2 protein-coding genes are annotated in these 2,983 nt (G+C 49.4%); both read right to left on the reverse strand.

Going from position 1 to position 2,983, the window contains the following annotated elements; all coding sequences use genetic code 11:
• On the reverse strand, positions 1 to 2,124 hold a 2,124-nt coding region (locus tag EWV84_RS08165; RefSeq protein WP_287077601.1), incomplete at its 3' end, for an ELWxxDGT repeat protein.
• Between the two features lie 377 nt (positions 2,125 to 2,501).
• Positions 2,502 to 2,879, reverse strand: coding sequence for a hypothetical protein (locus tag EWV84_RS08170; RefSeq protein WP_287077602.1), 378 nt, complete (start codon positions 2,877 to 2,879; stop codon positions 2,502 to 2,504).
• Between the last annotated feature and the right edge of the window lie 104 nt (positions 2,880 to 2,983).

Genomic DNA, 2,983 nt, shown 5'->3' on the forward strand with positions numbered 1-2,983 from the left:
CGTGGTGCTATCTGCGGCCCGGGTAAAAGCGACAGGAGCATTAATTGCCGCACCAGCTTGACTAAGCAGGTCAATTTTATCAGTACCAATAGCAAAATCCGTAACTCGGTCTAGGGCTGTCGCAGTGGACTGACCAAATTGGAAGATGAAGATGTCTGTCCCCGTCCCACCGGTTAAAGTATCGATTCCAGCAGCACCATTGAGGGTATCGTTGCCAGCAGCACCATTGAGGCTATTATTGCCACTATTTCCTGTAATGACGTTATTTAAGCCATTACCCGTGCCATTAAGATTACCAGTACCAGTGAGAACGAGATTTTCCACGTTGTTAGGAAGGGTATAGGCAATGGAAGCTTGCACGGTATCGGTTCCCTCGCTGAGAGCTTCAATGACCAAATCGCCGGCATCATTTACCGTATAAGTATCGTTTCCGGCTAATCCAGTCATGGCATCTGCTCCAGAGGTTCCCGCAAGGGTGTCCGGACCAGAAGTACCGATAAAGTCATCATTATTGATGGTTCCGGTGGCAGTAGCGGTGGTAATAGTAGCGCCGTTGGTGGCATTGGAGAGGGTGACGGTAAAGTTTTCGTTCAGTTCTACCGTTGTATCCCCCTGGACGTTAACAGTAATTACTCCTGACGGTAACACGGAATCGACAAAATCGGCAGCGTTAGCGGGATTGGTTCCGCTGCCGGTAACTGCCCAGTTAACGTTATTGCTTCCCGTGGTGTTATCCGCGCGAGTGACGGTGAAGGTAAAGGCTTTACTGCCACTGTTGCCCTCGGTTTGGTTGGCATTAGTGGCGGCAATAGTGAGGGTGGGAACTGCGAGCGTATCGACATTTAAGGCCCACAATTCTTTACCGTTCACGCCGTTATTGGCAGTGAAGAACAGGGTGTTGCCCACTACCCCCAGGCTGCCGGGGAAGGAGCCAGAGGAACCGGGGCGGATGTCGGCCACCAAAACCGTACCCGCCGCCGTGCCGTCGCTCTTCCACAATTCAACGCCGTTCACGCCGTCATTGGCAGTGAAGAACAGGGTGTTGCCCACCGCCGTCACCAGAGGGACGGGGTAGGAGCTAGAGGGACCAGGGCGGATATCTTTGACCAAAACCGTACCGGCCGCCGTGCCGTCGCTTTTCCACAATTCATAACCGTTCACGCCGTCATTGGCAGTGAAGTACAGGGTGTTGCCCACCGCCGTTAGATTGCTGGGGCTGGAGCTAGAGGAACCGGGGCGGATATCTTTGACCAAAACCGTACCCGCCGCTCCGCCGCTTTTCCATAATTCATCACCGCCAATGTTACTGGCTTTGAAGAAGAGGGTGCTGCCCACTGCCGTTAGAAAGCCGAGGTAGGAGCCACGGGAACCGGTGCTGATGTTCCTGACCAAAACCGTACCAGCCGCTGTGCCGTCGCTTTTCCACAATTCTTTACCGTTCACGCCGTCATTGGCAGTGAAGTACAGGGTGTTGCCCAGGGCTGTTAGATTGCCGGGGTAGGAGTTAGAGGAACCGGGGAAGATATCTTTGACCAAAACCGTACCGGCCGCCGTGCCGTCGCTTTTCCATAATTCATCACCGTTCACGCCGTTATCGGCACGGAAGAACAGGGTATTGCCCACCGCCGTTAGATTGCTGGGGCTGGAGCTAGAGGAACCGGGGCGGATATCTTTGACCAAAACCGTACCGGCCGCTGTGCCGTCGCTTTTCCACAATTCATAACCGTTCACGCCGTCATCGGCCTGGAAGAACAGGGTGCTGCCCACTGCCGTTAGATTGCGGGGTCTACCACCTCCGGGGCGGATATCTTTGACCAAAACCGTACCCGCCGCCGTGCCGTCGCTCTTCCATAATTCAACGCCGTTCAGGCCGCCGTCCCAATAGACAGTGAAGAAGAGGGTATTGCCCACTGCCGTTAGATTGCGGAGGCCGGAGATAGAGAAACGGCCGCTGATGTTCCTGACCAAAACCGTACCGGCCGCTCTGCCGTCGCTCTTCCACAATTGAGTACCGTTACCGTCACTAGCACTGAAGAACAGGGTGTTGCCCAGCGCCGTCAGATAGCTGGGGTAGGAGGTAGATAAACCGGGGTAGATATCCTTAACTAAAAAAGGATTTGACATGATTTTTTCCTGAATAAAGGGTGAAAATTAAACAATTAAGCCGGCAAAGAAGGGTATATCTGACTGAAAAACCCCAGATGTCTGCAAATCCGACAAATCTGAGGTTTCAACAAAAGTTTTATTCTCTCCCTTTCTCGCCAGAAAACTCACCTCTAACTCCCAACTTCCTCGTAATATCGTCAATAGTAGGAAAAATCGACAAAAGGGCAGAAGTCATGACGCTGACCTAGAAAGATTACTGCGGCTATTTTATGCAAACAATCTCGAATTTGTCAAGATCCTTGTAGCAGAAATTAATATTGCAAGAAAACGGGTTTCTCAAAGGAACAAGAAAACGGGTTTCTCAAAGAAACCCGTTTTCTAAAGAAGAAGGTTTTCTAGATGTTGATTTTTGCCAAAGACTGCTTAAATTCTGCGAGGGAATTAGTGGTAGCTGCTAATTTTAGTAGCTCTTCTAAGATAGTAGGGTTAGTCATTTTGCCGATTATCTCTTCAATTTCTGAAGAAATTTGTCCAAACCGCACAGTTAAAACTGTTTTGATGGCATCGCGGCTTTTTTCTAACGCTCCAATTTCCTTGCCAATTTCCTTACCGCGTTCTATCCCTCGTAACTCCCCAATTTCCTTACCAATTTCCTTACCCTGTTCTATCCCTCGTAACTCCATATTACTCATTAAAGGCATGGTTCTTTCCTCCTCAAATTGTTTAATTTTACTCTCTAAACTTGACTGTAATTCAGGGGATAAAGTCATCATATTGTCGATGATTTCAAACAGTTTACTAAGTAAGGTAGGTATTACCCACACTACTTATTTATGATGATACTAAAAGACTTCCTACACTCCTCAAAAGAATTTAC

It is taken from the genome of Microcystis sp. M_QC_C_20170808_M3Col (genome assembly GCF_007095505.1).
Classification (GTDB): domain Bacteria; phylum Cyanobacteriota; class Cyanobacteriia; order Cyanobacteriales; family Microcystaceae; genus Microcystis.